General features: G+C 47.8%; 23 protein-coding genes. 17 read left to right on the top strand and 6 right to left on the bottom strand.

Going from position 1 to position 25,669, the window contains the following annotated elements; all coding sequences use genetic code 11:
- The first annotated feature begins 7 nt into the window (after positions 1 to 7).
- The 10 genes from pyrH to rnhB all read left to right on the top strand — a co-directional run bounded on the left by pyrH (position 8) and on the right by rnhB (position 9,627).
- Positions 8 to 724: a UMP kinase gene (pyrH, locus tag ACV7NC_RS11830; protein ID WP_458152777.1), complete on the top strand. Its 717-nt coding sequence runs from the start codon at positions 8 to 10 to the stop codon at positions 722 to 724.
- 52 nt (positions 725 to 776) lie between these two features.
- Entirely contained in the window at positions 777 to 1,334 is a 558-nt protein-coding gene (frr, locus tag ACV7NC_RS11825) for a ribosome recycling factor (RefSeq protein WP_458152776.1), read from the top strand.
- A 1-nt stretch (position 1,335) separates the two neighbouring features.
- A complete protein-coding gene (locus ACV7NC_RS11820; RefSeq protein ID WP_458152775.1) occupies positions 1,336 to 2,103 on the top strand; it encodes an isoprenyl transferase in 768 nt (255 codons plus the stop codon).
- 14 nt (positions 2,104 to 2,117) lie between these two features.
- The gene (locus tag ACV7NC_RS11815; protein ID WP_458152774.1) at positions 2,118 to 2,945 is read left to right on the top strand and encodes a phosphatidate cytidylyltransferase; all 828 of its coding nucleotides are present in this window, start codon (positions 2,118 to 2,120) and stop codon (positions 2,943 to 2,945) included.
- A complete protein-coding gene (gene ispC, locus ACV7NC_RS11810; protein ID WP_458152773.1) occupies positions 2,942 to 4,126 on the top strand; it encodes a 1-deoxy-D-xylulose-5-phosphate reductoisomerase in 1,185 nt (394 codons plus the stop codon). Before ACV7NC_RS11815 ends, ispC begins: the two co-directional genes overlap by 4 nt.
- A 127-nt stretch (positions 4,127 to 4,253) precedes the next feature.
- Positions 4,254 to 5,621 carry an RIP metalloprotease RseP gene (rseP, locus tag ACV7NC_RS11805; RefSeq protein ID WP_458152772.1) on the top strand — a complete coding sequence of 456 codons (1,368 nt, stop codon included), beginning with the start codon at positions 4,254 to 4,256 and terminating at the stop codon, positions 5,619 to 5,621.
- Positions 5,622 to 5,624: 3 nt separating this feature from the next.
- Entirely contained in the window at positions 5,625 to 7,949 is a 2,325-nt protein-coding gene (gene bamA, locus ACV7NC_RS11800; RefSeq protein ID WP_458154926.1) for an outer membrane protein assembly factor BamA, read from the top strand.
- A gap of 65 nt (positions 7,950 to 8,014) precedes the next feature.
- Positions 8,015 to 8,521, top strand: coding sequence for an OmpH family outer membrane protein (locus ACV7NC_RS11795; RefSeq protein ID WP_458154924.1), 507 nt, complete (start codon positions 8,015 to 8,017; stop codon positions 8,519 to 8,521).
- 47 nt (positions 8,522 to 8,568) lie between these two features.
- Complete coding sequence (fabZ, locus tag ACV7NC_RS11790; protein ID WP_458152771.1) at positions 8,569 to 9,003, top strand: 3-hydroxyacyl-ACP dehydratase FabZ; 435 nt, start codon at positions 8,569 to 8,571, stop codon at positions 9,001 to 9,003.
- Between the two features lie 15 nt (positions 9,004 to 9,018).
- Positions 9,019 to 9,627, top strand: a complete 609-nt coding sequence (gene rnhB, locus ACV7NC_RS11785) for a ribonuclease HII (protein WP_458152770.1) — start codon at positions 9,019 to 9,021, stop codon at positions 9,625 to 9,627.
- Positions 9,628 to 9,682: 55 nt separating this feature from the next.
- Here the strand turns inward: rnhB and ACV7NC_RS11780 are convergent, their stop codons facing one another.
- Positions 9,683 to 10,303 (bottom strand): PEP-CTERM sorting domain-containing protein, encoded by a 621-nt coding sequence (locus ACV7NC_RS11780; protein ID WP_458152769.1) that lies wholly within the window; start codon positions 10,301 to 10,303, stop codon positions 9,683 to 9,685.
- 297 nt (positions 10,304 to 10,600) lie between these two features.
- Between ACV7NC_RS11780 and ACV7NC_RS11775 the strand changes: the two genes are divergently transcribed.
- Positions 10,601 to 11,080, top strand: coding sequence for an FKBP-type peptidyl-prolyl cis-trans isomerase (locus tag ACV7NC_RS11775; RefSeq protein ID WP_458152768.1), 480 nt, complete (start codon positions 10,601 to 10,603; stop codon positions 11,078 to 11,080).
- A gap of 26 nt (positions 11,081 to 11,106) precedes the next feature.
- Here ACV7NC_RS11775 and mutS read toward each other — a convergent pair whose 3' ends face one another.
- Positions 11,107 to 13,707 carry a DNA mismatch repair protein MutS gene (gene mutS / locus ACV7NC_RS11770; protein ID WP_458152767.1) on the bottom strand — a complete coding sequence of 867 codons (2,601 nt, stop codon included), beginning with the start codon at positions 13,705 to 13,707 and terminating at the stop codon, positions 11,107 to 11,109.
- Between the two features lie 130 nt (positions 13,708 to 13,837).
- Between mutS and ACV7NC_RS11765 the strand changes: the two genes are divergently transcribed.
- The 5 genes from ACV7NC_RS11765 (at position 13,838) to ACV7NC_RS11745 (ending at position 21,795) form a co-directional block, all read left to right on the top strand.
- A complete protein-coding gene (locus ACV7NC_RS11765) occupies positions 13,838 to 14,437 on the top strand; it encodes a hypothetical protein (RefSeq protein WP_458152766.1) in 600 nt (199 codons plus the stop codon).
- A gap of 140 nt (positions 14,438 to 14,577) precedes the next feature.
- Positions 14,578 to 19,152 (top strand): EAL domain-containing protein, encoded by a 4,575-nt coding sequence (locus tag ACV7NC_RS11760; RefSeq protein ID WP_458152765.1) that lies wholly within the window; start codon positions 14,578 to 14,580, stop codon positions 19,150 to 19,152.
- A gap of 249 nt (positions 19,153 to 19,401) precedes the next feature.
- Positions 19,402 to 20,379, top strand: coding sequence for a cysteine synthase A (gene cysK / locus ACV7NC_RS11755; protein ID WP_458152764.1), 978 nt, complete (start codon positions 19,402 to 19,404; stop codon positions 20,377 to 20,379).
- Positions 20,379 to 21,329 (top strand): serine O-acetyltransferase EpsC, encoded by a 951-nt coding sequence (gene epsC / locus ACV7NC_RS11750; protein ID WP_458152763.1) that lies wholly within the window; start codon positions 20,379 to 20,381, stop codon positions 21,327 to 21,329. Before cysK ends, epsC begins: the two co-directional genes overlap by 1 nt.
- A 43-nt stretch (positions 21,330 to 21,372) precedes the next feature.
- Positions 21,373 to 21,795 carry a GlcG/HbpS family heme-binding protein gene (locus tag ACV7NC_RS11745; RefSeq protein ID WP_458152762.1) on the top strand — a complete coding sequence of 141 codons (423 nt, stop codon included), beginning with the start codon at positions 21,373 to 21,375 and terminating at the stop codon, positions 21,793 to 21,795.
- 63 nt (positions 21,796 to 21,858) lie between these two features.
- On the opposite strand, the gene ACV7NC_RS11740 is transcribed toward ACV7NC_RS11745, so the two are convergent.
- From ACV7NC_RS11740 to ACV7NC_RS11725, 4 genes are all read right to left on the bottom strand, one after another.
- Positions 21,859 to 22,353: a DUF2165 family protein gene (locus ACV7NC_RS11740; protein WP_458152761.1), complete on the bottom strand. Its 495-nt coding sequence runs from the start codon at positions 22,351 to 22,353 to the stop codon at positions 21,859 to 21,861.
- A 305-nt stretch (positions 22,354 to 22,658) separates the two neighbouring features.
- Positions 22,659 to 23,516: a Tim44 domain-containing protein gene (locus tag ACV7NC_RS11735; RefSeq protein WP_458152760.1), complete on the bottom strand. Its 858-nt coding sequence runs from the start codon at positions 23,514 to 23,516 to the stop codon at positions 22,659 to 22,661.
- Positions 23,517 to 23,646: 130 nt separating this feature from the next.
- On the bottom strand, positions 23,647 to 24,078 hold the full coding sequence (locus ACV7NC_RS11730) for a DUF3293 domain-containing protein (protein WP_458152759.1): 432 nt from the start codon (positions 24,076 to 24,078) through the stop codon (positions 23,647 to 23,649).
- 21 nt (positions 24,079 to 24,099) lie between these two features.
- Positions 24,100 to 24,660, bottom strand: coding sequence for a c-type cytochrome (locus tag ACV7NC_RS11725; protein WP_458152758.1), 561 nt, complete (start codon positions 24,658 to 24,660; stop codon positions 24,100 to 24,102).
- Between the two features lie 324 nt (positions 24,661 to 24,984).
- On the opposite strand from ACV7NC_RS11725, the gene rpiA reads away from it, so the two are divergent.
- The gene (gene rpiA / locus ACV7NC_RS11720) at positions 24,985 to 25,644 is read left to right on the top strand and encodes a ribose-5-phosphate isomerase RpiA (protein ID WP_458152757.1); all 660 of its coding nucleotides are present in this window, start codon (positions 24,985 to 24,987) and stop codon (positions 25,642 to 25,644) included.
- Positions 25,645 to 25,669 lie beyond the last annotated feature (25 nt).

Genomic DNA, 25,669 nt, shown 5'->3' with positions numbered 1-25,669 from the left:
ACTATCAATGACCGCTGCAGTTTATAAACGCATTTTATTGAAATTGTCTGGCGAAGCCCTGATGGGCGAAGACAAATATGGAATCAATCATGCGGTGATGGGCAGGATTGTTTCTGAAGTTCATGAAATCAGTAAATTAGGTGTTGAAATTGCTATCGTTGTAGGCGGTGGAAACATTTTTCGCGGCATGAAATCAGCCAATGATGGACTTGAACGCGTTACTGCGGATTATATGGGGATGTTAGCTACCGTCATGAATGCGCTGGCATTGCAGGACGCAATGAAGCTGGCGGGATTGGTTCCGCGCATTCAATCTGCATTGCACATCGAGAAAGTGGTGGAACCCTATATCCGTGGCCGCGCAATGCGCTACTTGAAAGACGGAAAAGTCGTGATTTTTGCTGCCGGAACGGGTAATCCATTTTTTACAACCGACACGGCAGCAGCATTACGCGGTATGGAAATGAATGTGGATATCATGCTGAAAGCAACAAAAGTTGATGGCGTCTACACCAGCGACCCGCAAAAAGATCCGGCAGCTACACGATTCGAGAAATTATCATTTGATGAAGCCATTTCAAAAAACCTGCAAGTAATGGATGCAACGGCATTGACATTATGCCGTGATCAGAAATTACCGCTCAGTGTATTTAGCATTTTTAAGACTGGCGCTCTTAGACGTATAATAACAGGGGAGAATGAAGGGACTTTAGTAACTGTTTGATTTTGACTGATCGTAAATGCTTGCGAATAGCTGTAAAAGGGATATAGACACTATGATTACCGAGGTAAAAAAATCTGCTGAACAGAAAATGCAAAAAAGCCTGGAAGCATTGAAAGTGGATTTGAGCAAAGTGAGAAGTGGCAGAGCACATACAGGCTTGCTTGATCATGTTACAGTGGATTATTATGGCGCACAGACTCCGATTAACCAAGTCGCCAATATCAATCTCATTGATGCTCGTACCATTGGCGTCATTCCCTGGGAGAAAAAAATGGCTAATGCAATCGAAAAGGCCATTCGAGACTCTGATTTAGGTTTGAATCCGATGCCGGTAGGTGACACCATTCGCGTTCCCATGCCCGCCCTCACTGAAGAACGCCGCCGTGATTTAATCAAGGTAGTGAAGCATGAAGCGGAAACAGTACGCGTTGCAATGCGAAATATCCGGCGTGACGCTAATGCGCATTTAAAAGAGCTACTAAAATCGAAAGAAATCTCCGAAGATGATGAGCGGCGCGGTCAAGATGAAATACAAAAACTGACTGATCGCTTCATATCCGAAATAGATAAGGTTTTGCAAGTCAAGGAAGCCGAGCTCATGGCTGTCTGATATGCTTGAAGGCCCTAGTTCAGCTCATCCCTCTCCTGAAGCAAACTCAGTACCAACGCATATCGCAATCATCATGGATGGTAATGGCCGTTGGGCGCAAAACCGCTACATGCCAAGAATCGCGGGACACAAACAAGGTGTAGAAACCGTTCGCGGTGTCATCAAAGCATGCATGGAACGCGGTGTCTCGTACCTTACGCTGTTTGCCTTTAGTAGCGAAAACTGGCGACGTCCATCCGATGAAGTCGCCTCTTTGATGCAACTTTTTCTGGGCGCATTGGAGCAAGAAATCACCAAATTGCATGAAAATGGCATACGCTTCAAAGTCATCGGTGATTTATCAAGATTCGAACCTAAAATCGTTGAGTTTATCGACATTGGTGAGAAACTCACTGCGAACAACACGCAGCTTACATTCACAATTGCAGCCAACTATGGCGGGCGCTGGGACATCATGCAAGCAATGCGAAAAATGATGGCTCAATCCAAAGAGTTGCCCGCCCACATTGATGAAGAGACTTTTTCCCAATATCTATCGATGAGCTACGCGCCCGATCCTGATTTATTCATCCGCACCGGCGGCGAATACCGGATCAGCAATTTTTTATTATGGCAACTGGCCTATACCGAATTGTATTTCACGAATACCTTATGGCCGGATTTTGACACGCATGAACTGGAACTGGCCATTCAATCTTATCAACAACGCGAACGGCGATTCGGGCGCACCAGCGAGCAACTGCAAATGGCATTATCTGCCGAAGGCTAATAGAATCTTTTTTCATGCTTAAGACCCGAATCCTGACAGCCGGCATCATTTTGCCTTTATTTCTTTCCGCATTATTCTTTTTTCAAGATATTTTCTGGGCCATCGTGTTACTCGCGCTGACCGTCATCGGCTCACGCGAGTGGAGCCGGCTTGCGCAATTCTCCGTAAGAGACACCATCGTTTTCATGCTATTGACCACGCTGCTCGGTGGCGAGCTCTTGCTTCAAATGAGCGAAACAGTAAAAATTAACCCGCTTTCTGCAGAGCTGGTTTGGATCTACTACATCTCTGCGATTTTCTGGATCGTTGCAGCACCGCTATACCTGAAACAATCTTTTACAGTTACCAAAACTTGGATCTGGATGCTGATCGGTTGGATTTTATTGCTACCCACCTGTCTGGCGCTTTATCAATTACGCTCGATCAGCCCACTGTTGTTGTTAGGGTTGATGGCGACTATCTGGATATCCGACACAGCGGCTTATTTCACTGGCCGTTCATTAGGCAAGCATAAGCTCGCTCCGCAAATCAGCCCCAATAAAACCTGGGAAGGCGTCGCGGGAGCACTCCTTGCAGTGTTAATCTATGGTTTGCTGTGGATTTTCTGGTCAGGAGAGGAATCGTTATTAGGGCTGGCTTTGGTACCGTTACTAATAATTATGGCTATTTTAGGTATTATCGGCGATTTATATGAGTCATTGGTTAAACGCCAAGCCGGTGTCAAAGATAGCGGCAACATACTACCGGGTCATGGAGGAATATTGGATCGAATCGATGCTTTGACCTCCGCCCTACCCTTTGGCATATTGGCCATCCTTGTATTTTACTCACCTCCGATATGAAGACTATTCGTCAAATAACCATTCTCGGTTCAACCGGCAGCATTGGAGACAGCACACTAGACGTCATAGCGCGCCATCCCGATCGTTTTAAAGCTTATGCACTGACTGCCAATCATAATGTTGAAAAAATGCTTTCGCAGTGCCGTCGCTTCCAACCCCGCTACGCAGTAATGCTTGATGCTAAAAGCGCTGAGCAATTGGCAGATGCCATTGACGCTGACGGAATCAAAACCGAAGTACTATCAGGAATAGAATCGCTTGAAAAAGTAGCGTCTCTGCCGGAAGTTGATGCAGTGATGGCTGCCATCGTCGGCGCTGCGGGAATTCGCCCGACATTTGCCGCAGCAAAATCCGGAAAATTGGTTTTGCTTGCGAATAAAGAAACGCTGGTGATGGCGGGACGGATATTCATGGACTTAGTCCGGGAAAACCACGCCACTTTATTGCCTATCGACAGTGAGCACAATGCAATTTATCAGTCATTGCCGCATCAATTCGATGGCAATTTCACCACTGCCGGTATCAGCCGCATCCTGCTTACGGCATCAGGTGGTCCGTTTCGTTGCGCGCCGGTTTCACTGGAACAGGTAACGCCTGAGCAAGCCTGTGCGCACCCCAATTGGGATATGGGAAAGAAAATCTCAGTTGACTCTGCCACCATGATGAACAAAGGACTGGAAGTCATTGAAGCGCACTGGCTGTTTGATGCTCCAGCGGACAAGATCCAGGTTGTAGTTCACCCGCAAAGTGTCATTCACTCTATGGTCTCTTATGTCGACGGCTCGGTAATCGCACAACTCGGCAACCCCGATATGCGTACACCGATAGCGCATGCGATGGGCTATCCGGAACGCATTGAAAGCGGTGTCTCGGCTTTGGATATATTCAAAGTTGCCCAACTCAATTTCGAAGAACCGGATTTTAAAAGATTTCCATGCCTGAGATTGGCTTACCAGGCATTGACCACTGGCGGTAATATGCCAGCCGTGCTCAACGCTGCCAATGAAGTCGCTGTGGAATCTTTTCTGCACAGGCGTATGCCCTTCACAGCTATCCCGGTCATGATTGAGAATGTCATGCAAAGGATCGAACCTGAAGAACTGAAAACCTTGGATGATGTATTAAGAACCGATCATTTTGCCCGTGAGAAAGCGCATGAATGGCTGGCAACTGCGCAATAATGTAAAAAATGATTCCGAGTTGCAATGATTGGATTTCATTTTTTTTTATTAATGATAGTATTTAGAATTTATACGGGCATGCAATCAAAGTTTCAAACAATCAGCATTTCCATATTAATCGTTTAATATGTCAATAACTTATACCATCATTTCTTTCATAATTGCGTTAGGTATCCTGATTACGTTCCATGAATTTGGCCATTACCTGGTTGCTCGATGGAGTGGTGTCAAGGTTTTACGCTTTTGTATCGGTTTTGGGCAACCTATTTTCCGGCGGCGTTGGGGAAAAGATCGCACAGAATGGGTAATCGCCGCCATTCCGCTGGGTGGATACGTCAAAATGCTCGATGAGAACGAGGGCAAAGTTGCCACTGCGGATTTACCCCGTGCTTTTAACCGTCAACCTGTCGGGCGGCGTTTTGCGATAGTGGCAGCGGGACCGATTGCTAATTTTCTGCTGGCGATTGTTTTATATTGGTTATTATTTATCCTGGGTGTCCATGGCATGAAACCCATTCTTGGACCCGTTGAACCAGGCAGTCCCGCAGCTTATGCGAAATTCGAAGAAGGCGATACCATCGTTCAGATCGAGAACGAACCTGTTTCCAGTTGGCAAGATGCGCGCTGGACATTATTGCGCTATGCGGTTGATCAAGCTCCCAATGTAAAAATACAAACGATTGATAAAAAAGGTAATAGCAATTGGCGGCAGTTGAACCTCAGTCAAATAGACCCGAATAAACTCAACGAAAACTTCCCAGGAATTATCGGATTAACAAGTTATCAGCCAACATTCGATCCCATCATTGGCCAGGTGATTGCCGATGGCGTTGGTTCTCGGGCCGGATTACAGGCAGGCGACGAAATTATTGCCGCTAATCATTCCGAAATCCTGACGTGGATGGACTTTGTTAAAGAAATCCGATCAAACCCGGGAAAAACACTGGAGCTAGAAATCTTACGTCATGGACAAATGCTTACCCTCACGGTGACCCCCGAAGCATCCACTGAAAATGGCATCCAAGTAGGTAAAATCGGTGTCGCACCGGTAGTAAACCAGGCTGAAATTGACGAATTGCTCGTTACAGTCAGCTACCCAATCGTCCAATCGTTACAGAAAGCAGTTCTTAAAACCTGGGAAACAACTGTCCTGACATTGCAAATGCTTGTTAAAATGATAACCGGCGATGTTTCTTGGAAAAATGTCAGCGGCCCAATTTCGATTGCCGACTATGCAGGTCAATCGGCCCAAATGGGTTTGGTATCGTACTTGGCGTTTCTTGCATTGATCAGTGTCAGTATCGGTGTTCTTAATTTACTACCGATACCGATTCTGGACGGCGGCCACCTAATGTATTATCTCATTGAAATTGTAAAAGGCAGTCCGCTCTCGGACAAAGCCATGCTTATCGGACAAAAAATCGGCTTAACCATGTTATTCATGCTGATGACTTTTGCCATTTATAATGATATCAATCGGCTTATTACTGGTTAAATGATGAAATTCCGGTTTTTGGTTGCACTTGTTTGTCTCTTCCAAACTTTCTCAACGTGGGCCAGCGATTCTTTCATCGTCAAAGATATCCGCGTCGAAGGCATCCAGCGAACCGAAGCAGGTACCGTATTCAGTTACCTGCCTGTAAAAGTCGGCGATCTGATGAATGAAGAAAAGGCAACCGAGGCAATCAAAGCACTCTATGCCACCGGTTTTTTCAAAGATGTCCGCTTAAAATACGAAAATGATGTATTGATCGTGGAAGTGATCGAACGTCCTGCGATTGCCCAGATTATCATCAATGGTGCCAAAGAGTTTGAAAAAGACAAGTTACTTGAAGGCCTCAAGCTGGCGGGGATTTCAGAATCGCGGATCTTCAGCCGTTCGCTGCTGGAACGTGCTGAATTGGAATTAAAACGCCAGTACATCAGCCGGGGTAAATACGCCGTCAAGATCACCACCACCACCACGCCGATGGAACGTAATCGCGTGGCCATCAATTTTGATATCAGCGAAGGCCGTACCGCGAGAATCAAAAAAATCAGCTTTGTCGGTAATGAGAAGTTTTCTGATAAAGAACTCCGTGGATTGCTCGTGCTCAGAAAACCCGATTTGTTGAGCTGGTTCACTAAAAACGATCAATATTCCAAACAAAAACTAGCCGCCGACCTGGAGACGCTTCGCTCGCATTATCTTGATCGGGGTTACCTGGAATTCAATATCGAATCCACGCAGGTATCAATCACACCCGATTTAAAGGATATCTATATCACCGTCAATTTAACCGAAGGTGATCAATACAAAGTCTCCGACATTAAAGTTGCCGGTGAAACCTTGATCGGTGAGGAAGAAATCCGCAAATTAATTTTAATCAAACCGGGAGAGGTTTTTGCACGCCAAAAACTAACGGAATCTATCAAGGCGATCACCGATCGTTTGGGCGATGACGGTTATGCGTTTGCCAATATCAATGCCAATCCGGAAATAGACGCCGAAAACCGGCAAGCGGCCTTCACTTTCTTTATTGACCCAGGCCGGCGCGTCTACGTCCGGCGCATTGATATCGATGGTAACGACCGTACCCGTGATGAAGTCATCCGCCGTGAATTCCGCCAGATGGAAGGCGCTTGGCATTCAACCAGTAAAATTAATCTTTCCAAAGTGCGCGTCGATCGTCTGTTTTTCTTTAACAGCGTCAATGTGGAAACGCCCGCTGTCCCGAATAAAACCGATCAGGTGGACATAAAGGTAAAAGTGGAAGAAAGGCCCACGGGGTCGATCATGTTTGGCGCGGGTTATTCTGATCGCCAAGGGCTGATCTTGAATGGCTCGATCTCACAGAACAATATTTTCGGTACCGGTAATTTCTTCAGTTTGGACGTCAATACCGGCGCGATCAACAAAACCTATGCGGCATCTTTCACCAATCCGTACTTTACGGTGAACGGCGTGAGCCTCGGCTTTGACGTGTACAAACGCGATATCGATACCCGACCGTTGACCCGATTCGGTGAATTTAAAACCGAAACCATGGGTGCGGGTTTCCGGCTTGGTATTCCAATTGCGGAAAATGACATTGTGTCATTAGGCCTGGCCGCTGAAAATACCGACATCAGTACGTTTAAGAACAGCCCGGCGCGTTATACGGAATTTGTTAGAGAATTCGGCAATTCCACTGTTAATTTCCCGCTCACGCTCAGTTGGGCGAGGGATCGCCGTGATAGTGCGATATGGACCACCGCTGGAACCACGCATCGCTTATTCGGTGAAGTCAGTGTCCCAGGCGGCGACTTGGATTATTACAAGGTCAGCTACCATCAAAAATGGTTTTATTCATTTACCGACTGGATGACGCTGATGATCAACACCGAGTTTGGCTATGGTGATGGCTACAGTGGCAACAGCCTGCCTTTCTTCAAGAATTTCTTTGCAGGCGGTAATAACTCGATCAGAGGTTACGACTTAAATTCCCTGGGTCCTCGCGACGAACTTATCTCTGGTATATCATCTGTAAATTCAAGGCTGTTCGCCATCGGCGCCAGTAAACGGGTGGTTGGTAATGCGGAATTGATGTTTCCATTACCGTTCCTGCGGGATGATCGTTCCCTGCGTTTCAGTTTCTTTGTAGACGGTGGCACGGTATTTAACAAATTCAACAAGCCTGGTCCTCAAAATGATTTTACCGAGCTTTTGCGCTATTCGACCGGGATTGCGCTTACCTGGGTGTCGCCGATGGGCCCGCTAAAAGTGAGTCTTGCTGAACCGCTCAACGATATCCCCAGCGATAATCTGCAAAGATTCCAATTCATGTTCGGTCAACAGTTCTGAATTCAGTCGAGATCCTGTCACGCGTGAAAAGACTAATAAGCAGCATTCGGCAGTATGCACTAGCGATGATACTCGCCACGATCGCAGGAATCGGTGTAACCGGTATCGCTTTGGCGGAAGCAATCAAGATCGGTGTTGTTAACACCGAGAAAATTCTGCGTGAATCCATGCCAGCCGTGCAGGCACAGAAGAAAATCGAGCAGGAATTCATTCCACGTGATGAAGATATCAAGAAAATGGCGCTTCAAGCCAAAAATCTTCAAGACAAACTCGAGAAAGACGGGATTGCCATGGAAGAAACGGAACGGCGGAATCTGGAAAGGAATCTTGCCAATCTGAGCCGGGAGTATCAACGTGCTCAAAGACAGATGCGAGAGGATCTCAGCGTGCGTCAAAACGAAGAATACGGCATCATTTTGGAGCGCACCAATCGCGCTATCAATCATATTGCCGAGAAAGAGCACTATGATTTGATTCTGCAATTACAAGACTCGGTATACCGAAGCCAGCGTATCGACATTACCGACAAAGTTATCAAAGTGCTCGAAAGCGAGCAAGCTACACAAAATTAGCCGAATAAAAAGAATATCGAGCAAAACTACACAGGGCCAACAATATTATGAATATTCACGAAATCCTGAAATATCTGCCGCATCGTTACCCGATATTGCTGGTGGACAAAGTCATCTCGCTCGAAGCGGGCAAAGATATCGTCGCATTAAAGAATGTGTCCATCAACGAGCCATTCTTCTCCGGACATTTCCCGCATTATCCGGTCATGCCGGGTGTATTGATCGTCGAAGCGCTGGCACAGGCAGCCGCGTTGCTAACGCTCAAAACCGAAAATAACGCTAACAACACCGACTCGGTGTATTACTTTGTCGGTATTGATGGCGTGCGTTTCAAAAAACCGGTTCTACCTGGTGACCAGCTTATTCTGAAAGTCGCCATCGAACGTCAAATCAAAGGATTATGGAAATATTCGGCGCGCGCTGAAGTGGACGATCAATTGGTCACCGAAGCGCAACTGATGTGCACCGCCCGCCCGGTTTAATCCCATCAGCGTCGATTGCAGCCGCTGCCGGTTTACGATAACGATGCAACCATCTGCGGCGTCGACGAGGCAGGCCGCGGACCGCTGGCCGGTCCGGTTTACGCCGCTTGCGTAGTGTTAAATCCGGCACATGCAATAGATGGTTTGGCCGATTCCAAGCAATTAAGCGAAAAACAACGCGATAGCCTTACGTCTGAAATTAAGCGTCACGCACTGGCCTGGGCAATTGCATCCGCTTCCGTTGAAGAAATCGACCGGCTCAATATCCTGCAAGCCAGCCTGCTCGCCATGCAACGCGCGGTAGCAAGCTTGCCTCACGTTCCCACTCTGGTTCTGGTTGACGGCAAACAAAGTCCGCGCCTCCCCTATGCAGTGCAAACCATCGTCAATGGCGATCAGTTGATTCCCGCAATCTCCGCTGCTTCAATTCTGGCAAAAACCGCTCGCGACGCAGAAATGCTGCGATTACACCATATTTACCCGCAATACGGCTTCGACCGGCATAAAGGCTACCCTACCAAAGCACACTTTGCAGCTCTACAACAACACGGCCCATGCGCCATTCACCGGCAAAGTTTCGCGCCGGTCAAAAACATCATTCGTAAAAAAGTAGGCTTTTTATAAAAGAGAACCCGCCAGAATGACGGGTTTTCCGGTAAGTTAAGAAAATTCAAATACTCTATTTTCTACGTCTCGCAGCAACACCCAGCAATCCGAGTCCTACCAGGAACATCGCATAGGTTTCAGGCTCGGGCACAGGAGAAATTTCCAGCGATGGGACCAGGAATTGCCCGCCGTAATAACTGATCAGATCATCAGGCGCGACGGTCGCCTCCAAACGTGCAGCAAAATACTGACCGCTGGACAGCGCGGCATTCACCAACGCAGTCACGTCAAAGTTACGGACTTCTCCGCCGGAGTAAGTAAAAGTGTCGATTGCACTTCCCATGAAACGATCGCTGGTAGAAATAACACCATCCGCATCGTTGCCAACGTAGAGCTTAATCTCTGCAGGTCCCGATCCGCCGAATAACGAACCGAAATTCCAATTCAGGATCGCACTTCCGACTGAAGACACCGAACCAAAATCAAAAATTGCATAAGGAATATCAATAAAGCTCGGGTGGTTCAGCGCATAATTTCCAGTCCCCAGACCATCTTCAGCTCCCTGGCTGTAAAAAGGGGAGCGATCGATAATCACCCGATTATCGACTAAGGGTACTGCCGCAGCTGCTGCGGTTGCTGGCAACAATACCGATAATGCGAGCATCCCTAACATTGTTTTATAGTTTGTTGTCATATACATCTCCTCACGAAATAGCACAATTTGATCGTCAACGAGTGATCATGTCGACTAGTCAAAGGTAACTAATTAGAGTATCCCAATCAATAGTATATCTTTAGGACAGTTGTCACGGATTGTCCTAGAACCAGACAACAACCCGCATCAAATAGGGATCATTGAGCACTCGTATAAGGGAATAAAACTTTAGGCGTATAATGCTGATCATTCCGGGTGATTCGAAAAATCGTCACTCGTGTTGAACGTTGTTTTCATTTTGCTTCAATCAAAAACTCAATAAAGGATCCCAATCAAATGCGTGTAGAAAAAAATACCGTGGTTTCACTGAATTATGAATTATCCGATGCCTCAGGAAAAATTCTGGAAAAAACCGATACCCCAATCAGTTATTTGCATGGCGGCTATGGGGGAATTTTTCCGTTGGTCGAGGAGGCGCTGCATGAGATGGAGGTCGGTTATTCTTGTTCGGTTCCAATGGAAGCGGAAGACACCTTCGGTGAGTACGATGCCGAATTGATTCGAGTCGAACCGCGCAGCTCATTTCCGGACAATGTTGCGGTCGGTATGCATTTTGAAGGCGGCGCGGAAGGCTCCGACGATTTTATTATTTACAAAGTAACCGATGTTACAGACGATTCGGTAATTGTCGATGGCAATCACCCATTCGCTGGCATGCGAGTGGTATTCGCTTGCACGGTAACCGATGTCCGTCCGGCAACCCCGGATGAAATCGCGCACCAGCATGTGCATGGACCGCATGGCCATGCGCATTAGCGAGAAACCGTCACTTGGAAAATCGTTTATTGGTTTTCTGTAACGTCAAGCGCCTTTCTCAAGATATACAGTTGTTCCAGCGCTTGCTTGGGACTTAAATCATCCGGAGAAAGGTTTTGCAGCAAGGTGATTGCGGGATGTTCCTGCTCGCGGTCTCGCTGCAGGTCAGGCATCGGAGTAGCGAACAAATCCATTTGCGGCGCGGACTGAATGCTTTCCCGTTCCAATTGAATCAAATGTTTTTTCGCCAACCGGATGACCGGTTCAGGCACACCGGCCAACGCCGCCACTTGTAATCCATAACTTTGGCTCGCCGGTCCTTCGGTTACTTTATGCAAAAAAACGATGCGATGTTTGTACTCGACTGCATCCAGATGAACGTTTTGCAACTGCTTGAATTCTTCTGCTAATTTGGTCAGCTCGAAATAGTGCGTCGCAAACAAAGTAAAACTGCGGTTCTTGGTCAATAGATGCCGGGTAATTGCGAATGCCAGAGCCAAGCCGTCGAATGTCGACGTGCCGCGCCCGACTTCGTCCATCAGCACCAAACTTCGCGCCGTGGCGTTATGCAAAATGTTGGCGGTCTCGGTCATCTCCACCATGAAGGTCGAGCGCCCGCTGGCCAGGTCGTCAGCCGCACCGATACGGGTGAAAATTTGATCCAGAATACCGATACGCACGTGTTTTGCCGGTACGAAACTACCGCAATGCGCGAGCAGTGCAATCAATGCAATTTGCCGCATGTAAGTCGACTTACCGCCCATATTCGGACCGGTAATGATCAGCATGCGCGGCTTACCGCTATATTCGGAACCCAACTGCACATCGTTGGCGACAAAGTTCTCTACTTGCCGCTCCACCACCGGGTGACGCCCGGTGTCAATCACCAACTCGTCGTCGTCAGTCAATTCCGGAGCGGTGTAGTCCAATGCCTGCGCGCGCTCAGCAAAGGCACACAACCCATCAATTTCCGCAATGCCAGCAGCCACTTGCTGCAGCACCTGAATATACCGTCCCAACGTATCGAGCAATTCGTCGTATAAATATTTTTCGCGCGCCAGCGCCCGGTCCTGCGCGGATAATGCCTTGTCTTCGAACGCTTTCAATTCCGGCGTGATATAGCGCTCGGCGCTTTTCAGCGTTTGCCGGCGTCGGTAATCATCCGGGATTTTTTCACTGTGCGCGTGCGTCACCTCGATATAAAACCCGTGCACGCGGTTATACTCGACTTTCAGATTCGGAATGCCGGTGCGTGCTTTTTCGCGCATTTCCAATTGCAGCAGGAATTCACCGCAATTGTTCTGCAACGCCCGCAATTCGTCGAGTTCAGCGTCATAACCATCGGCGATGACATTGCCCTCGCGCAATACCACACCCGGTTCCGGCAGTAATGCCTTGCTTAACAGCTCGGCCAACCTCTCATCAATGTGCAGCGCCAGCGACAATTGATCGATACGCTCGCTGGCACAAGTTGCCAGTATCCGGATAATTTCAGGCAACAGCTTCAGGCTGTCGCGCAAGCCCGATAAATCCCGCGGGCGCGCCGATTTAAGCGCGATACGGGCGGTAATTCGCTCCACATCGGCAAATTGCCGCAGCACACGCATCAATGCTACGTAGTAATTTTGCTGATTTTCGCCGAGCAAAGCCGCGATGCTATCGAGCCGTTGTTGTATCGCCACCCGGTCGCGCAACGGATGATGCAGCCAAAACTGCAACAAGCGGCTGCCCATGTTGGTTGCACAGGTATCGAGCAACGACAGCAAAGTCGGCGATCGTTCGCCACGTATCGTCTCGGAAATCTCCAGATTGCGGCGCGTCGCGGCATCCATCCGCACATACACACTGGTACGTTCGGCTTGCATTGACGTGATATGCGGCGCGGCCGCTCCTTGCGTCAAACGGACATATTCGAGCAAAGCGCCAGCCGCGCATAATGCAACCGGCAAATCTTCGCAACCGAAACCGGAAAGATCGTGGGTTTCGAATTGACGAATCAATCCGTTGACCGCGCTATCGTACTCAAATTGCCATAACGGCAAACGTTTCAACGCCCACTGCTGGCCTTGCAGATCATCAGAAAGCAATGACTCCGGCAGCAAGATTTCAGACGGCTGCAACCGCTCCAACTCGCTATGCAAATGCTTCACCGAAGTTTCCAGCACTTTCAGTTGGCCTGCGGCCAAATTCAGCCATGCCAGCCCCAGCGTTGAATCCTGCACAAATAATGCCAGCAAAATACAATCGCGCTTGTCATCCAGCAGCGCGGCATCGGTCAATGTCCCCGGCGTAATGATGCGGATCACTTTACGCGCGACCGGGCCTTTGCTGGTAGCCGGATCTCCCACTTGCTCACAGATCGCAACCGATTCACCCGCTTTTACCAACTTAGCCAGATATTGCTCGGCCGCGTGATACGGCACACCCGCCATCTTGATCGGCTTCCCGGCGGAAGCACCGCGCTGTGTCAGTGTGATCCCTAACAGTTTTGCCGCCTTCTCGGCATCATCGAAAAACAATTCATAAAAATCCCCCATGCGATAAAACATCAGCATGTCCGGATGCTGAGCCTTAATCTGTAAATACTGTTGCATCATCGGGGTATGCTGTTCTGGCTGGGATTTCATTTTTTAATGCTAACGGTTATATTGCAAAAAAATTGCTCATTCGTCACATCCGCTTAAAACATTCGATTAAGCGATGTTTACTGTTTGATAACAATGAATCATCCGTTTTGGATCAGGGATTGGAAAAACATTGACCTCCAATATTACCAAACACGCGAACCTTCAACTCAGTTATTGGGTTGATAGCAGTAACATTATCCGTAAAGTCGATGATCACTGGGATCAAGCGATGAATAGCAAGAGTTGGAGTGAACGGGCTTCCGCCAACGGGATTGTCGGCAAACCGTTATCCGATTTCATCTGCGATGATGTCACACGAATGTATGTCGCCACAATGATTGAATCGGTGCGAGTGATTCCACACACTTCATTCCGGCCTTATCGCTGCGATACACCCGATACAAAGCGCTACATGCAAATGATCATAACGCCTGAAAGCAATGGCTGGATTCGAGTTTCCCATGAGTTGCTGCGAACGGAACCGATAAAAAAACCAATGGCATTCACAACGATTGTAAATCGTACTCAATCGTTACATCCGGTTTCAACAAAAGACAACATTTCAACAATTCAATATGTCCGTTGCAGTATGTGCAACCGTCTGCATCGCATCGCCGATCATACAAGCAAATGGCAAGAAGTCGATCACTTTGCTGGCCATGAATTGGTCCCAATGCCGACAAAAGTTATTTATGGCGTCTGTCCGGACTGTCTTAATACCTTGAAATAAAACCACGGCAACGATAAAAATAGTGTCAAATTAAACATTCTGTTATGATCGGCAACGCTTCTACGTTAGGATTTTTCCTACATTTGTATCTCTGTTTATCTTGTTACACTATTCATTGAACTTGCGAAGCTTTGATCTCTATGGAAGATATCGAAACTGCGAACGATAAATTATCGCCTCCCGCCTCTCCACAATCACGCCCCTATATAGTCGGCATCGGCTCATCCGCAGGCGGTCTGGAAGCGTTATCGGCATTGCTTGCCGCCCTGCCAAGCAACCTGGGCATTTCCTACGTCGTGATTCAGCATTTATCACCGACTCATAAAAGCATGCTGGTGCAGTTACTGGGTAGAGAAACTTCCATGGCGGTTTGTGAAATTCAGGATCAAATGGCGCCCGAGGCCGATGTCGTTTATATTGCGCCGGCAAGCCGGAATACTATCTACCAAAATGGCCGGTTCACACTGCTGGAAACCAAGCGCGAAACGCTGCCCAAGCCCTCGGTAAATGTCTTTCTGGCATCACTCGCCAGCGAAAAAATCGAAGATGCCATCGGAGTCATTCTTTCAGGTACCGGTACCGATGGCACCGCCGGATTGCGGGAAATCAAGGTAAATGGCGGATTTACCTTCGCTCAGGAACCAAGTACCGCAAAATACACCGGAATGCCGCAATCTGCAATCGATTCGGGGTGTGTCGATTGGGTTTTGGCGCCCGAAAAAATCGCTGCAGAAATCACGAACATTGTCCGCAACCGCACGACCATTTCGCAACATACTGAGCTTGTACAGCCGCAATCCATCGCCACACAACTAAAAAAATTGCTGATCAGCGTAAAACAAAAAACCCGCATTGATTTTGGCGGTTATAAGGAAGGCACTTTGTGGAGACGGATCGAACGCCGCATGGCGGCGAATCACTTCATCCGCTTTGAAGATTACATAAAATTCACTGAAGAAACTCCTGAAGAACTGGAACGTTTAAGCAGAGATATTCTGATTTCAGTCACCGCTTTCTTTCGTGACCAAGAAGCATTTTCTCAACTGAAGCAAACGATCAAAACGATTGTCAGCAACAAACAAATCGGTGATGAAATCAGAATCTGGGTTCCTGCTTGCGCGACCGGGGAAGAAGCTTACAGTATTGCGATATTGTTAATGGAAATACTCGGCAGCCATATTTCCCGGTACAAAATCCAAATTTTTGCCACTGATATCGACAACAACGCCATGAATATCGCGCGGAAGGGAACTTATATCGAAGGCTCGCTCGCGGAAATTGACCATGAATTGATCTCCCGGTACTTTTCCGTGATGAATGATCGTTATGAAATCTGCCGCGCAATCCGGGATATGCTGGTATTCGCCCGCCAGGATTTGGTACTGGATCCGCCGTTCTTGCGGCTGGATCTGATCAGTTGCCGCAATGTCTTGATTTACCTGCAACCCGAGTTACAAGCAAAGATACTGGCTACGTTTCATTTCGGTCTCGCCGAAGGCGGCTACTTGTTTCTTGGAAAATCCGAGAGCGTTTACCAACAGGATAATCTATTTGATGTTGTGGACAAAAGCCACCGCATATACCGCCGCCGCACAAGCGCCGGCAAAATTCCGGTGACCTCTATTTACTTACCGCATTCCAGTTCCGAAAAGAATTCTCCTTCAAATAAAAAGAATACCGAGCACAAATTACTGGAAGCGGCTATCCGCATGTATATCCCACCGTCCATATTGGTTAATGGCAATTTGGACATACAGCATATTTACGGTGAGGTCAGCGACTACTTGGCAATCCCTTCGGGTAAACCGAGCACGAATTTGATGCATCTGATACGCCGGGAACTGCGTCCTGACTTGCAGCTTCTGCAGCATAAAGTTGAGCAGTCACTCGATTCGGCAATCGGCAGGCGACGCGATATCGACTTTGGAAAATCCGTTAAATCGGTACGATTGGCAGTTCACCCGACGGAAAAAAACTTGGTCAATGCCTATTTCCTGGTTTGTTTTGAGGAACTTCCAAATCAAATTAACCTGGAACAGTTACCTCAAAGTAATGGCCTGGAAATAAATGCTGACGCCAAATTGAATATCCGCGAGCTTGAAGACGAATTGATCACGACGCGGGAAAGACTGCAAACCGTGATTGAAGAACTGGAAACCTCCAACGAAGAATTGCAGGCGCTTAATGAAGAAGTGCAATCGGCCAATGAAGAATTGCAATCGTCCAATGAAGAAATGGAAGCAACCAATGAGGAACTGCAATCCACCAATGAAGAATTGACGACTGTCAACGAAGAATTGCAAATCCGAACCAACGAATTGGCCGAAACGCTCAATGATCTGGAGAAGGTGCAAAACAGCGTTGGTTTCCCGATTATTGTCGTCAGCGATCAGCTAAAAATTCTTCGTTTCAATTCGCCGGCAGCCGCGCTTTTTTCGCTTACCCAATCGATGATCGGGCAACACTTTGACAGTTTGCGATTGCCCGTGGGGATGAAAAGCTTCACTGAGCATATTCAAGAAGCGCTGCGAAAGAGTAAAGTTATCGAATCAGCCATCCCATCATTAGAGCGCCATTACTTACTTCATGCTGCTCCCTATGAAACAACCACCCCGAATGTACATGGGGTCATCGTAACATTAGTAGACGATACCGAACGCCGCGCCATTGAAGAAGAGATCAGTAGCAGCCGGGAAAAATTGTTATCGATCATGAATCATTCGACGTCGATTATTATTCTGAAAGATATCGCGGGCCGCTATGAATTCGTCAATCAACAGTTTGAAAAGATATTCAAAATTCAAGCAAAAGATATTATTGGAAAAACTGATAGTGAATTTTTATCGCAAGCCGTCGCCGATGATTTCCGGGTAAAAGAACTGGAAGTTATCCGCAAATTGCAAGCAATCGAAACCGAAGATCATATTCATTCCGACAGTAAAGATTTGTACTTTTTATCCATCCGTTTCCCATTGATCGGATTAGACAATCTGCCTTATGGAATATGCATGCAATCAACCGATATCACCACCAGGATCAAAGCTGAAAGTCAATTACGGCTCGCTGCAAGAGTTTTCGACCGGTCATCGGAAGGAATCATCGTAACCAATCCACAAAAACAGGTACTCACGGTTAATGAGGCATTTTCTAAGATCACCGGTTACTCGCCCGAAGAAGCTATTGGCAATCTCCCATCCTTTTTGACTTCCGGTTTGCAAGACAATGCGTTTCTGGATGCGATCTGGAGCAGCGTCGAAACGCAAGGATGGTGGCAAGGAGAAATTTTCAACCGGCGTAAAAGCGGCGATATCTACCCGGAATGGTTGACTGTTAATGCGATTCAGGATCACTCCGGAACAACCAGTAATTATGTCGCTATTTTCAGCGACATCACGATTGTCAAAGAATCTCAGCAGCGCGTTGAATTTTTAGCGACTCATGATTCATTAACCGAGCTGCCGAATCGTTTGTTATTCCTAGATCGTGTCAGACAAGCAATCGCCAGAGGCAATCGCGGCAACTATCTCTTCGCGATACTGTTCATTGACTTGGACGACTTTAAAATTGTTAATGACTCATTAGGGCATGCTGCCGGTGATCAGTTATTGAAAGAAGTCGCAAAACTGATGCGCAGCCTGGTACGCGCTGCAGATACTGTGGCGCGCTTCGGTGGCGATGAATTCGCATTATTGATCGAAAACACCACAGTCGGTGAAGTAGAAAGCACGGCCAGGCGTCTGTGTGCCGCTATCGGCCGGGCTATCTTCCTTGGTGAGCAAACGGTGCATGTCGGCGCCAGCGTTGGTATCGCAGTCTTCCCGGAAGACAGCAAGGATGCTGAAATATTGATGAAACATGCGGATACCGCCATGTATGAAGCAAAGGCAAAAGGTAAAAATGCCTATCAATTCTTTACCAAATCGATGATGGAACAAGTCGATAAACGGTTACGCATGGAGAATAGCCTGCGCAAGGCGCTAGAAAATAATGAATTGTCACTCCACTATCAGCCGCAAATCGACCTGACAACTGGGCAGTTGATCGGGGTTGAAGCCTTGGTCCGGTGGGTGGATCAAGAACCGGCCTCAAGGCTCCCGAACCAATTCATTCCAGTTGCTGAAAAATGCGGATTAATTGAGAAACTGGGCGAGTGGGTCGCCGACAATGCTTGCGCGCAACTGTCGCGCTGGTTAAGAAAAGGCTATTTACTGCCTCATTTATCGATCAATATCTCCATCGATCAATTCCGCCGCGGTAATGTGTTGTCCATGATGGAACGACTGCTGAAAGTCCACCAATTACCTGCCCAGAAGATTATGCTGGAAATCACTGAAAGCACTCTAGCCGATGACGATCAGATTATGTTGCAAAGCTTGCTTCGCCTGAAAGAGCTCGGCATTAAAATCTCGATCGACGACTTTGGAACGGGCTATTCGTCGCTTGCGCGCTTGAAGAGCTATCCGATTGATGAACTGAAAATTGATCGAAGCTTTGTCGATGAGATCACCGAGCAAGGGCAAGATCGCGCGATCGCGCAGACCATTATCGCCATGAGCAAAACCTTAGGTTTTTCGGTTGTCGCCGAAGGCGTTGAAACCCAGGAACAACTGAAAACCTTGCAAGAGTTAGGATGCGACATCGTGCAAGGTTATTTGATTTCGGAACCAATCTCGGCAGTAGCTTTTACCCGCAAGTTTTGCAGTAAACTTCAATAGCTGATACCACCGAAGCATGTACCTCCGGTCAGCAAGGGTTTTCCGTAAAATTACCGCTTTAATCTCACCCTGAAAACAATGATAGAATCTGTTTTTGGATCAAACTTCAGTTATCAAGAACAGTCCGCTTAATTAGAACACTGGCAAGCGTATGGTAATTGCCACACCGGCTCCGGCAACGAATTCCGGGGCAAAATTTACTGACTGAATGAACATGCAGTTCGCGCAACGTCAACTAAAAGGAAAATCATGGCAAATTGGTTTGAAGATAATTCATTATCGATTGGACGTACACCGCTAGTGCGTCTCAACCGGGTAACCGATGGCGCACCCGCGCTGGTGCTTGGAAAAATTGAGGGACGTAATCCCGCTTATTCGGTTAAATGCCGCATCGGTGCGGCAATGATCGATGACGCGCAACAAAAAGGATTACTAGGCCCCGGAAAAGAAATTGTCGAGCCGACCAGTGGCAATACCGGCATCGCATTGGCTTTTGTGGCAGCAGCTCGCGGCATACCATTGACCTTGACGATGCCGGAAACTATGAGCCTGGAACGGCTGAAACTGCTGGTTGCGCTCGGCGCAAAACTGGAGCTGACCGAAGGCGCGCGTGGGATGAGTGGTGCGATTGCCAAGGCGGAAGAAATCGTCGCTTCCAACCCCGGGCGCTATGTGTTGCTACAACAATTCAAGAATCCCGCCAACCCCGCGATTCATGAAAAAACCACCGGCCCGGAAATATGGAACGACACCGATGGCGCTGTCGATATTTTTGTCGCAGGTGTCGGAACCGGCGGCACGATTACCGGTGTTTCCCGTTACATCAAGCAAACCAAAGGCAAAGCGATCACCTCAGTAGCTGTTGAACCGACCGCAAGTCCGGTGTTGTCGCAGAAACGCGCCGGCGCTTCATTAGCACCCGGGCCTCATAAGATTCAAGGAATCGGCGCGGGTTTCGTGCCGGATAATCTGGATTTGTCGCTGGTCGATGAAGTCGAGCAAGTCAGCAATGAAGAGGCGATAGAATACGCTCGCCGCCTAGCTCGCGAAGAAGGCATACTCGCGGGTATCTCCTGCGGTGCTGCGGTAGCGGCTGCGGTACGCCATGCCAAACGTCCGGGAAACGCCGGCAAAACCATCGTGGTGATCCTGCCGGATTCCGCCGAACGCTATCTCAGCAGCATCCTGTTTGAAGGGATGTTTGATGCACAAGGTTTGACAGCATAGTGAACAATAGTAAAAGAACCCGAGAGCTCTTGCTGCGCAGCACGTACCTGGATATCGATAGCATCGTCGGTGAGCTGCGCGCACTGCGGATAGCATCGCTGGAAAGCCGTAATCGCCACGATCGGCCTCCTCGTCTGCCATCGCGTAAAATTCTGGCAAGTGTCGCAGAAGGTCTCAGTGCGGCGATGTTTCCAAATCGATTGGGTTCGGCAGAGCTGGCCGACGAAGGTATCGATCACTATGTCGGACATATTCTGAATATGACACTGCGCGAGTTGATGGTGCAAATTCAGCACGAATTACACTACAACTCCGGCCTGGAAATTCTAAGCGATGAAGATCGCGCGCAATCGGTAGCCATTACCCAAGCGTTTGCTAAAAGCTTGCCGGAAGTTCGCCGCCTGCTGGAGAGCGACATCAAAGCCGCCTATGAAGGGGATCCAGCGGCGCGGAATGTCGATGAAGTGCTGGTTTGTTATCCCGGCATCATGGCGATCACGCATTACCGGCTAGCGCATGTTCTGCACGGACTTGGCGTACCATTAATTGCTCGCATGATTTCAGAAATCGCCCACTCTGCGACGGGCATTGAAATCCATCCGGGTGCGCAAATCGGCGGCAGCTTTTTCATCGACCACGGCACCGGCGTCGTGATCGGTGAAACCGCCATCATCGGCCAGAATGTCCGCCTCTATCAAGCAGTGACGTTAGGCGCCAAGCGTTTCCCGGTCGATGAAAACGGCGCCTTGGTAAAAGGCAACTTGCGCCATCCGATTGTGGAAGATGATGTCGTGATTTATGCCGGCGCGACGATTCTGGGCCGCATTACCATTGGCCGGGGTTCAACCATAGGCGGTAATGTGTGGCTGACACGGAGCGTACCGCCAGGCAGCAATATCACGCAAGCCCATACACGGCATGAAATATTTGAAAATGGCGCCGGCATTTGACCCGTTTGCGAAAAATAAACACTGACGATCTACCATATTTATCATGACGACTCAAAAAATAATGCTCACGCTGGACGATGTAAAGCTAATCGCCGCAGCCTCCGAAAGCGAAGCGTTGCAGAATCAGTGGCCGGTAGTAATTGCCATCGTTGATGATGGCGGCCACTTATTGTACCTGCAGCGGTTGGACAATACCCAGTTTGGCAGCGTCACTGTTGCCATTGAAAAAGCCCGTGCTGCGATCGCTTTCCAGCGTCCGACAAAAGTTCTGGAAGAGAACATCACCGAGGGGCGCTTGCATTACCTGAAATTGCCCGGCGCGTTACCCGTGGAAGGCGGGTTGCCCATTATTGTCGATGATCAATTCGTCGGTGCGGTGGGCGTTAGCGGCGTGCGGTCATTCCAAGACGCACAGATTGCTCAGGCTGGTATTGCTGCGCTGCAATCTCACTTTGAATCTCGCTGAGATAATAGTATCAAATCAAATTGACGCTAGGCTGAGCAAGATTTAACAGGTCTCGATGATCATTTAGGCATGACGTTCGTCATCAACCTGAATCAGATAGACGAGCGTTACAGCGATGATCATTGCGAAGCGGAACGCGGCCTGCTGTCCATTGGCAACTTCCGATTGCCACATCAGAAACCATTCGCCGCCAATGGTCATGAATCCGGTAAACCACAACAGAAAACCAAGGGTTAGTCCCAGAATTGCTGTGCTTTTCGCTTGATTAAAGGATACGGGATCTTTGATACACCGGCACAAGCGCCAGCCACCGAGCCAGCAGAGCCCTGCGATCAGCGCTTCTACTGCAATAATAAAAATATACACGGCATGATGGATCAGCGGTGAGTCGATGGCGCGCCACAGTCCTTTGTTATCGGGAAAAGTGGTGTCCATCATCAGCACATGGCTGACAAAGAAAAAATTCGAGTCGTAATCGGTAATATTGCTGAACGTCACCAATGTCACGAATAGTGCTATCGACCATACCAGTATGACTTTCGAGCATCGCGTATACATAAGTAGATCGCTATCTCAACTCACATTCCATGGGAACAAAGCATTCATAGGAATCACCAGCGTGTGGTATCTGCAGCGCAGGAAACCTATTGTGAAACCCGGTGCAGCAAGTGAATTTTGCAACGACTTGCCGCCCGGGTTTTAGTAGGAATTGAAATTAGGGAAACGCTGATTAATTCGCTTGAGCAAGATGAGATGCAAGGCGGATGGAGCGCAAGAAACGAGACATATCAATCTGATAGGCGAGTTTTTGAGCACCACCCAACGCAGCAAATCGCTTGTGCAAGCAATTAATCAGTGTTTCCTTAGGAAACTTGCTGAATGCCCGCGAGTAACCAGGTTGCATCGGGATCTTTCAGATCTTTTTGCACGTGCCATATTTCATCGAACGCTTCAGGCTCGCCATCCGGTAAATCACGCAGTTGTCCGGTAAAGCGGACACTGGCAATCGCCATATCGCTGGTCGTTTCAACTTCCAGCAGATTGGCATCAATAAACATGACTTCGGTTTGCTGCTGCTCATCACCCCGTTCTTTGATCTGCGCGCTGATTTCAGCGAGCATTTCCGGAGTTGCATAGTCACGGATCTCATTCACATCACCGCGGTCATGCGCAGACTGCAAACGAATAAATGAGGTTTTTGCATTACGCAAAAATGGTTCTACTTTAAAGTCAGCAGGAATATTCGGTTGATTTGACGGGCTGTTGCTCGTTGTTGATGCGGTTCCCCCAGCAAACGGAGGCGCTTGAAAACGATCCTGTGTCGCGGTATTCATGCCAGAATATTGCATGGAAGCTGCTTGTCCGTCAGTTCTGGGTTTGCGCAGCATGCGGATAATGAAAAATACCGCGCCAATCAATAATGCCAGAACAACAAAATCCATCATATTGATGTTTTCAAACGCACCACCCATGAAAAGCGCCGCCAAAAGACCGCCGGCCGCCAGACCAGCCAATGCTCCGCCCCATTTGCTGCCACTCGATGCCGCCGCAGGTGCTGCAGCAGGCGTTTGCTGTGGCGTGGGTGCTGCTTGCTGTTTGTTTACCGCTTGCCGTTGTGTACCGATATTTTTACCGCCGCCCATGCGCTTTGCTTCAGCATCAAAAGCGAACAATCCAAAACTGAGAAAAGCCAGAGTCAGAAAGGTGAGTGTTTTTTTCATCGTTGTCTCCCAAACTGTTATTGAAAAAAATGAGTATAACATCCGGTTTGCGTTACCAACCATACCGAATCGATTTGATAAAAATTTCCGTAGAAAATTGCAAATGAGCTACAACTCATTTTACATGCTGTCAGCGTAACAAGACTAAACGAGGAACAGCATCCTCATCAATCCATAAAATCGCATTCTGCGAGTACTGTTGCCCGATAAATTTAGCGATATCAAAATCCAAACCCGCCACAAAAAAACTTTTTTCCACGGGCCAATTCTCCGATGGATCGAGATTAATGCATTCAAGGATAGGGTAAGACCGGTGGATTAATAACGTATGCAGCGATTGATGCGCTGTTTCGTTTTCATCATGACTTAATTGCTGACTGTAGGGATTATACGCACTGATAATTGCCGCACGGGTACATTTAAGTTCACTTAAAAGATTTGAAAGGGATCGTGAGAATTGATCGATTCGCAGAGCGACTGATTCCGAACCGGAATCAATCTGATAAATTGCACGGCGATAGCTATCAACAAGATCATCGGCTATTACCGTTGAAACTAACATAATTCCAAATATTGCGATAAGTTAATGTGCATGGTCATGATGCTCATGACTCGTTCCATGATCCTGAGTTGAATGTGTCAGCTCTTGATACTGCTCCATAGTCATGCCGCTCATTTTGAGAATAAATGCCACCATCGCCCAGATGGATGCATCATCGTGACTCAAACCCCAAGCTGGCATAGCCGTCATTTTTATACCATTTTTTATCACCCAGAAGTATGCCTTGGCCAAACTCAGCATTTCAGCTTGATCAACGATTGTTTCACGTTGATAAAAAACCGGCGCTTGCGGATAGAGACCGAGCGAGAGTTCGGTTGATTTCATGCCGGGAGCTAAATGACAGCTTGTGCACATTGCATGATAGTGCGTTGCACCGATCTTGAGCATGTCGTCGCCATCTTCTAACGATGGAACTTCAATATTTTCTGAGTGAGCATGGATAGAACTGATGCGCACCCACTCAATTAACTTTTCTGTAATAGGCCAGTGCTTCTCTGTAGCCGCAATGTTATACACGCCGGAACCAATGATAATTGCTGCTAAAATTGCCGATATCAACAACAAACTAAGGATTTTTTTCATTCTGTCACCTCGTGTAGTGTTTTGTATCCGGATCACTGACATATTCCTGTAATCAAGTTGTGGGACAACCCAAGAATCCGTTAAACAACTAAAAATACAAGGAAAATTGAGTGCAGTACGCGTGGACAAACGATCGATAGGCGCTCAGGAAAAGCAAGCACAGCAAATCGATCGCAGAGCCAAAATTCAGCATTTCCATAGTACTTCTATTCCAACCCGTAATCAAACAACAATTTATTACAACTATCAGAAGCATTGTCTAATTCAGCGGATAACGCTATGCTGATAACTTATATTATTATTTCTTTGTAAAGTATGGCCATAATGACACAAGATGAACAAAAGAAGGCAGTTGCAGCAGCAGCGATTCAACATATCCCGCTCGGTTGTATCGTGGGTGTAGGTACGGGTTCTACAGCAAATTATTTTATTGATGAATTAGCAAAAATTAAGCACAAAATTGAAGGCGCAGTTGCGAGCTCCGACGCGACAGCGCAACGTCTCAAGAGTCATGGCATTGAAGTGCTTGATCTGAATAATGTCGCTGATTTGCCGGTGTATGTGGATGGCGCCGATGAAATTACAGAACACCTGCATATGATTAAAGGCGGCGGTGGCGCATTAACCCGGGAAAAGATTGTTGCAGCAGTTGCACGTAAATTTGTGTGTATTACCGATCAATCCAAGCTTGTCAACATTCTCGGTAAATTCCCCTTGCCTATTGAAGTGATTCCGATGGCGCGGAGTTATGTTGCGCGCGAGATCGTTCATTTAGGTGGACATCCGGCTTTACGCCAGGGTTTTATAACTGATAACGGCAATGTCATTTTGGATGTCCATGGTTTGCAAATTATGAATCCTGTAGAACTTGAAGCAACACTCAACCAGATTACAGGTATTGTAACCAATGGACTTTTTGCGCAACGCCCAGCTAATACCTTATTGCTGGGAACAGATAACGGTGTACGCACTCTTACTGTTTGATCAGTGTAAACCGCTCAATCCCGCA

This window comes from Nitrosomonas limosa (genome assembly GCF_054188085.1).
Note: the sequence above shows the minus strand (reverse complement) of the source record. Positions and strands in the feature narration are given on the sequence as shown.